At 63.5% G+C, this 6,709-nt stretch carries 10 protein-coding genes; 4 read left to right on the top strand and 6 right to left on the bottom strand.

Annotated elements, in window-relative coordinates; genetic code table 11:
* The first annotated feature begins 362 nt into the window (after positions 1 to 362).
* Both AB0L82_RS42865 and AB0L82_RS42860 read left to right on the top strand, forming a co-directional pair.
* The gene (locus tag AB0L82_RS42865; RefSeq protein WP_364651144.1) at positions 363 to 620 is read left to right on the top strand and encodes a hypothetical protein; all 258 of its coding nucleotides are present in this window, start codon (positions 363 to 365) and stop codon (positions 618 to 620) included.
* A gap of 102 nt (positions 621 to 722) precedes the next feature.
* Positions 723 to 1,133, top strand: coding sequence for a DUF6193 family natural product biosynthesis protein (locus AB0L82_RS42860; RefSeq protein ID WP_364651141.1), 411 nt, complete (start codon positions 723 to 725; stop codon positions 1,131 to 1,133).
* Between the two features lie 206 nt (positions 1,134 to 1,339).
* Here the strand turns inward: AB0L82_RS42860 and AB0L82_RS42855 are convergent, their stop codons facing one another.
* The 4 genes from AB0L82_RS42855 to AB0L82_RS42840 all read right to left on the bottom strand — a co-directional run bounded on the left by AB0L82_RS42855 (position 1,340) and on the right by AB0L82_RS42840 (position 3,901).
* On the bottom strand, positions 1,340 to 1,594 hold the full coding sequence (locus AB0L82_RS42855) for a hypothetical protein (RefSeq protein WP_364651138.1): 255 nt from the start codon (positions 1,592 to 1,594) through the stop codon (positions 1,340 to 1,342).
* A complete protein-coding gene (locus AB0L82_RS42850) occupies positions 1,591 to 2,316 on the bottom strand; it encodes a hypothetical protein (RefSeq protein ID WP_364651135.1) in 726 nt (241 codons plus the stop codon). Before AB0L82_RS42850 ends, AB0L82_RS42855 begins: the two co-directional genes overlap by 4 nt.
* Positions 2,313 to 3,404, bottom strand: a complete 1,092-nt coding sequence (locus tag AB0L82_RS42845; RefSeq protein WP_364651132.1) for a hypothetical protein — start codon at positions 3,402 to 3,404, stop codon at positions 2,313 to 2,315. Before AB0L82_RS42845 ends, AB0L82_RS42850 begins: the two co-directional genes overlap by 4 nt.
* A 221-nt stretch (positions 3,405 to 3,625) precedes the next feature.
* Entirely contained in the window at positions 3,626 to 3,901 is a 276-nt protein-coding gene (locus tag AB0L82_RS42840) for a hypothetical protein (protein ID WP_364651129.1), read from the bottom strand.
* A 105-nt stretch (positions 3,902 to 4,006) separates the two neighbouring features.
* Between AB0L82_RS42840 and AB0L82_RS42835 the strand changes: the two genes are divergently transcribed.
* On the top strand, positions 4,007 to 4,315 hold the full coding sequence (locus tag AB0L82_RS42835) for a hypothetical protein (protein WP_364651126.1): 309 nt from the start codon (positions 4,007 to 4,009) through the stop codon (positions 4,313 to 4,315).
* A gap of 60 nt (positions 4,316 to 4,375) precedes the next feature.
* Here AB0L82_RS42835 and AB0L82_RS42830 read toward each other — a convergent pair whose 3' ends face one another.
* Together AB0L82_RS42830 and AB0L82_RS42825 are read right to left on the bottom strand one after the other, a co-directional pair.
* The gene (locus AB0L82_RS42830; RefSeq protein ID WP_364651123.1) at positions 4,376 to 4,597 is read right to left on the bottom strand and encodes a hypothetical protein; all 222 of its coding nucleotides are present in this window, start codon (positions 4,595 to 4,597) and stop codon (positions 4,376 to 4,378) included.
* A gap of 100 nt (positions 4,598 to 4,697) precedes the next feature.
* Positions 4,698 to 5,480: a MerR family transcriptional regulator gene (locus AB0L82_RS42825; protein WP_364651120.1), complete on the bottom strand. Its 783-nt coding sequence runs from the start codon at positions 5,478 to 5,480 to the stop codon at positions 4,698 to 4,700.
* Between the two features lie 60 nt (positions 5,481 to 5,540).
* On the opposite strand from AB0L82_RS42825, the gene AB0L82_RS42820 reads away from it, so the two are divergent.
* Complete coding sequence (locus tag AB0L82_RS42820; RefSeq protein WP_364651117.1) at positions 5,541 to 6,704, top strand: serine hydrolase domain-containing protein; 1,164 nt, start codon at positions 5,541 to 5,543, stop codon at positions 6,702 to 6,704.
* The last annotated feature ends 5 nt before the right edge of the window (positions 6,705 to 6,709 follow it).

Genomic DNA, 6,709 nt, shown 5'->3' with positions numbered 1-6,709 from the left:
GAACTCTTTCGGATACGGCTTGGGCACTGTGACATCCTCTCAAGCCTGCCGCTCGGCAAGCTATCTCGGTTGTCACCTACTCCTGCAGCAGCCCCTACGCACGAAGGGTCGACACGACCTCGTGTGCCGCGTTGAACGGATCCCCACTGTTGCTCACCCCGCGAGTATGCCGTCTCGCGTGGTTCCGGTCGCCATGGTGGACTCGCGTGATGGAGAAGAGCAGGGGCCTGGACGATCCTCAATTCGCTGAGCGAGCACGAGGGATCAAGCCGGTCGACCCGAACAACCTGACCGAGCGTGAGTAACTGCGCCAGTTCGTCGCACGCCCAGGAATGTTCATAGGCTTCACCAGTTTTCGTGGAGTGACGTGTTTTCTCGACGGCTACGACTACGCCACGCGCCGCTCGGGCGGTCCAGGACTGGAAGGGTTCCGTGACTGGCTCCTGGCCAATCATCTTCACCGCCAGAGTAACTTCGCCTGGCCCGGCTTGATCAAGCAAATCGCGTTGCCCGAGTGGGACTTCGTCACCGATCTCACTCCCGAGCAGGAAACTCACCTCATCGATGTGCTGTTCGAGCTGCTCGATCGCTACCTCGCGGAACACGAAACCGCCAGCTGAACACTAGCTCGTGCCGCCAGCCGCCGGTTGGTCAGCCATCCAATCCGGCTGGCTGGCACCGCTGCCCGTCCCGCGCACGACGGAAGAGGCACAATCACCGTCGTGGATTCGGACAGCGCACACTCATCTATCGAGCCCTCTGGTGGCGGCGATTCGGTTGCGGCTCAATGGAATCTTCTCCGAACCGAACAGACCTACTACCGTCGCTTCCTGGACCACGATCTGATCGAGGCCGTCTACGCCCACCCACGGCTACGAGTGCTTTTTCCATTCACCAGTGTCGCGACCCTGCACCTGAGCAGATGTACTCGCTACCCGTTTTCCTTCGATATCCCGTGCGTCGTCTCCGATTACGGCGGGGGCTTCGACGTCATACGCACACCCAAAATGGTGGCCGGGCCGAGGATGATCGGGGTCGGTGTGACGGTCTCAGAAGCAGTGGCGTTGATCGCCGCGCATCTGCCGCACGGGTGCGGGCCTGCGATTGAGGCAACAGCCGAGAACCTCCGCTGACCCGACTCCCGGAAACGACCGCCTGAGCCCGCACCGTACACCGCGCTGTTCGCAACGGTCAGGGGGATACGTCGGAAAGTCAACCGGCAGTATCGATCTGGTACTGACCGAGCGTCGTCGACTGCCGTTTTCTAGTGCTCCCTGATAGGTCCATAACCAAGGCAGTATGCCGCGGGCCGCGAGATCACCGGGACCTCTGAGAGCCCTTACAACCGGGAAATCTCCTTGGCCTTTGCGATCGCCCACAGCAGCAGGTCAACGGGAACCTCGTTGACGTCGAGGCGCACCACCGCATCGGTCCATGACCCGTTCCCCTCGTCCGGGTCCGGGACTGCAATGGCGAAGTGTGAGCCACGTCCGGGTAGGGCCGGGTCGGTGAACTCGAAGACTCGCTGATCGACGCTGATATCGCTGAAATCGATGATCTCTATCTGTCGCCCTTGAAAGGTATTGCCGGTCATGCTTTCCAAGCCCCGATCAGTTCATTGACGTGAAAATGGTCCCCACGATCAGCTGCCCTTGATCCGAACGGGATCGCCAGGAAACGCGTGGGTGACAGTTGGCTGTCCACTCCAACCTCGCCCGCCAGATAGCGGTGATTCCAGCGAACGTAGATCGCCCACCGCTCGAGTTCCCAGGCCACCGCTTGCTCGTCCGCGGGCCAGACGTAGTACGCGTCGGCCGCATCGGCATAGTCGAAGTATCGACACTCGAAGTAGTGCGGTCGACCGTCGACATCAGCGACCCCGGCACGCGGTCCGTCGTAGCGGTCCGACTCGATGTAGATGCGCTCAAAGCGATCCGCGATCAGGTCTGCTTCATTCCGATCTCTACCCACGGCCGGATGCTGACCCGCAGTCCGACACTCACGCCGCCCAATATCCGCAACTAGCCGCGACCCGAGCCTTGGTCGCCCCCAATCTGGTTGTCTGGCAGCGCTTCCTACGGAGAGGGTGTCGAAGAGCGTGCGCTGGAATGCGTCACCGCCGGGATGGGAGAAGTCGGGATAGTCCGAGACTCGACGTCGAACCCCTTGCTCGACGTTGGCGATCAGAGCGGTGCCTGTTGTTGGGTCCCATCCGTCCACGGGGCGTTGGCGCGCGATCAGCGTCGGTGTTCCGGTGAAGTAGGCGATCCACCCGGTGGCTGTGAAATCTCGAATACTCGACGTGCCAATCGTCATTGCCCACCGCCGGCGTGCTGGCGTAGCTCGTCGAGGGTGCGGGTCGCCCATTCGCGAGTTCGTTCGTCCTCCGATGCGGCGATAAGCACCGAATGCCATGCGGGTGTGGCCAGCAGTGACCAGTAGCCAGTGCGCAGTAGTCCCAGGGTTGCCCAGTCCGGCGGAGCGAGGTTGCGGCGACCGTCCAGAAAGCACGCGAGGGACCACACCGATTGATAGCGACCCTGGTTCGGGGCAAGCGCGCTGATGTGTGAAAGATAGTGCGCGAGAGTGTGTTCGGAGTGCTCGTACTCACGCAGGGTCCAGCCCATGCCGCCGCACCAGGCCAGGGTGGACAGCAGGTCGCCGGTGTGGTCGATGAGAGCCTCGTCGGCATCGGGTGCGGTTATCGCGTCGTGGACCGGCGCGGCGCACGCGACTTTGTAGGCGAATTCACCGTTCAAGTGGTCTCCGTCGCAGGCCTTGCGCAATAGCCACGGATCGGCCGCGGGATCAGCCAGCTCGCAGAGGGCGTACACCAGGTACACCCGGCCCCAGCCCGCGGTGCGGTCGGCGAGCCAGATGAGGTTGTTCGTGGCGTCCGGCAACCGGGCAAGTGCCTGTGAGGCCAGTAATCCGAAGGTGTCAGAGAGCAATCCGATTGTCTGGATCAACGCTATGTCGTCCTCGGTACCGACGACCGCGAGCAACGCCATACCCAGAACGGTCGGGTTCTGGTCGGTACTGGTGAGGGTGAGATGTCGGCCGAGCTCGCGGGCCTGGCTGGAGTCCGCGCGGTGAACCGCCGCGACGATCGATGGCCACAACGCGATGCCTATGTCGTAGTCGATCACCTCGCGATACAGCCGGGCTATGTCACGGTGTTCGGTTGGCGTGCTGAAGAATTCGTCGATGAGTCGACTCGTGCGCGTGCCCTGGTCGTCGGACCTGTCCGCACTCCACACGCGACCGCTGCGGCGGTTGGCATCGGGGTACGGTTCGCCGTCGCGGGGCAGTGGAACGTCCGGGTACCGGTGGGCGAGGGTGAGTGCGTGTTGGTAGAAAGTGGTCGGGGAGCCGGGCTGGCCCGAGCCCGTGGACGCGCTCATCGCGCGGGGATGAACTCGATTCTTTCGATCATGGGAACCGATACTGACAGGAGTTGACTGCCGTCGCAATTGAATTGAGCTGCCCTGGCGAGAAGTTTCGCTACGGTGGTTCTCGAACTGTTCATCCGTGCCGCATGGCGTGCTGATCGAACCGGTCAGCACTGTGTCGCGAAAGATGAAGGGGCAGTCCTGGTTCGAGGTTCCACAGGCGGCATCGACTGCTAGTAGTGGTAGGTGAAGTACCCCGAGGTCCAATGGTCGCGATCCACACGAGTCCTGTCGATGTGAAAACAGTCGGGTTCGTCCTCGAAGCCGGGTAGGGTCCGCGCCTGCAGGATTCGTTCTTGCGCACGCTGCTCACTCGAGTAGACACCCAAAAGTTTGATTTCGTCCTCTTTTTCGTCCCAGATGAGGTCTCCGTCATCGTCGATGTGCCGTATCGGTGAGCCGTCCGGTGGTTGTGCATGGTGGATGTGTCGCAGCAGGTAAACGTCCACCCGTCGGACCCTACCGGCGAGAGCGTGAACCTACGTTTCGGCCAGGACAATCGAGTGGTCGCGCGGCATTGACCACCATGAGCTGCGGCCGCGAGGATTACGACCATGACCACGACAGCCTGGCTGAACACCGCCGACCGGTTCACGCCTGGCGCTGAGCTCTATCGCAGCGAGCGTTGCTTCGCTATGTGGGCGTACACGATCAGCCACGGGCAGTTGCTGTTCCGCAGTAGGCAAGGACAAGACTGGCTGCGTCGCGACTATGACACCACCATCGACGTGTTGTTCAAACCAGCCATCGCGATGAAGCTCCAAGACCGCTATGAAGGACTGGTGGTCCGATGCGCTACCGGCGACGAAGCAGCTCACGTACTGGCAGATCTGCCTCAGGTGAGCCTGTTTCCCGATGTGTGATTCCCCCGGAATCTGTTGTGGCAGAACAGATTGATTCCTCGAACCGCTACTCGGCTGGAATCAGCGGGTGGCGTCGGGGACCCACATGTATCCGCTGGCCCCGGTGTTGACGCAGATGACCGGTTTGCCGGTGTTCACATCCCGGGTCTTATGCATCAATTCGCTGTGCGGGCACCAGGTGTGCGCGATCGGTGTGGCGTTCGCCGATGCGGGTCCGGCCAGTGCGATGCATGCCGCCGCGATGATTCCCCCGACTACCACTGTGCTCGGGAATGCCTTCAAGGTGTTCTCCCCTCGTTGTGTGAGAACAACGTTGCCGTGAGGGCGTTAACGAAACCTTGCGGTTGGCTTGTACCGGATTCGTGCCGCGCGGCGTCGATCGCTACCGTCCGGGGCGCGACGCACCGCCCGGATCCTGCTCCCTGCCCAGCAAATCCGGCGGTGCGGGGTGGGCGATCTCGTTCGCCCTGTAGTCCAGTCGGTCGGCCGAGACATGGATGTGCGCGATACGGCGCGCGGCGCTGAGCGCGGCTTCACCCAGTACCGTCATCACCGCGACTCCGTCGACCATCTCGGCTCGTCCCGATGCGCGCAGCGCATGCTCCACGTCGAGTTCGGCGACGGCCTCGGCCGCGTCCAGGTAAGTGTCCAGCGCCTCGGATGCCCATGTGCCATATCCCAATTGCGTCATCCGGACCACGACGGCGATCAACGTGTCCATCGCGGAGGTGCGGTAGTCGACCTCCCAGCCGCGTCGGCGCAACGCCGCGTCCACTTCGGCGCGCGCACTGGCCCATTCGTCGTCCTCGGACTGCGTCTGCGGTTTGTCGAGGCTGCCGGCGACCGCGCCCATCAGTTCGAACGTCGGCAGTTCGGGACCGTCGATCGCGGCGAGCACATTGCCAATCGCGGTCACCGAGACCCCGCCCACCTCGATCAGCGCCCGGATCATGCGCAGTCGGCGCAGATGGTCCGGACCGTAGGTGGCCTGGTTGGGCCGGGTAAGCGCGCCGGAGGGGAGCAGTCCCTCGCGCAAGTAGTACTTGATCGTGGGCACCGGGACGCCGCTGCGTTTGCTCAGCTCGGCGATCCGCATGCGGTCGGGTTCGATTTTCGCACCTCCACTTGTCTGCCCCCCAACGATGTGGATAGTGTAGCTATCCATCAATGGATAGTTGAACTATCCATTAGAGCCGATGGGCCTCGAGGAAGGGATCCCGTGAAGATGAGCGTGTTTCGGCATGCGGCCGAGCGAACGGTGATGATCGGGGTGAGCATGGGTGTGGTCTGCGCGAGCACCTCCTCGTGCAACCCCGACTCGACGGCCGAGCTGCAGAGCGCCGCGCAATCGGCCGCGATCGTGCGGGCATTGGACGAGGTGGTGCAGGCGGGACTGCCCGGAGTGCAGGTCGTGATCACCAAGCAGGGCTGGGATTGGACAGCGACATCGGGAGTGGGGGACCTCGGCACCGGCGCCCGCTTTCCGGGCAAGGGCCGGATCAGGATCGGTAGCAACACCAAGACGTTCGTGGCGACCGTACTGCTGCAAATGGTCGCCGAGAACGCGGTGGCCCTGGACGCGCCCGTGGAGCGCTATCTCCCCGGCGTGGTGCGCGGCGCCGGCAATGACGGCACGCGGATCACAGTGCGAAACCTGTTGCAGCACACCAGCGGTCTGCCCGATATCGAGCAATTGCTGTCGCAGACGCCGCAGGACGAACTGGCCGCATTGCGTTGGCAGCGAGTCGACGCCGCCGATCTGGTGCACCGGACCATGGCACTGCCACCGCGTTTCGATCCCGGCACGCGGGCCGAGTACAGCAACACCAACTATCTGCTGATCGGGCTGCTCATCGAGCACCTCACGGGTCGCCCGGTCGCCACCGAGATCACGCGCCGCATCATCACGCCGCTCGGGCTGCGCGCGACCTACTACCCCGAGCCCGGCGACACCGGTCTGCGCGATCCGCACCCCTCGGGCTACGCGTACATCGCCGGGCATCGCGTCGACTACACCGATTTCGACCCATCCTGGGCCGGCGCGGCGGGCGCGATGGTGTCCACCGGCGCGGAACTCAATCGGTTCTTCATCGCTCTGCTGGCCGGAAAGCTGCTCTCGCCAACGGAATTGGACGAGATGACACGCGATCCCCGGCCATTCGACCGGTTACCGGGCGCGGGCTACGGGCTCGGGCTGATCCACATCCCGGTGTCCTGCGGCAAGCAGGTCTGGGGCCACGGCGGCAGCATCTCCGGTTTCCACACCCGCAACGGCGTGACCGCGGACGGTCGTGCGGTGACCGTCGTCGTCAACGCGGACCCCGGCGACGACCGCGGTCACGACGCGGTGATGAAAGCCTTCGACACCGCGATCTGCTCGGCGAGCTGAATCGG

It is taken from the genome of Nocardia sp. NPDC052001 (assembly GCF_040680615.1).
In the GTDB taxonomy this organism is placed as follows: Bacteria; Actinomycetota; Actinomycetes; order Mycobacteriales; family Mycobacteriaceae; genus Nocardia.
The sequence above is the reverse complement of the archived record's forward strand: the minus strand, read 5'-3'. Positions and strand labels throughout refer to the sequence as shown.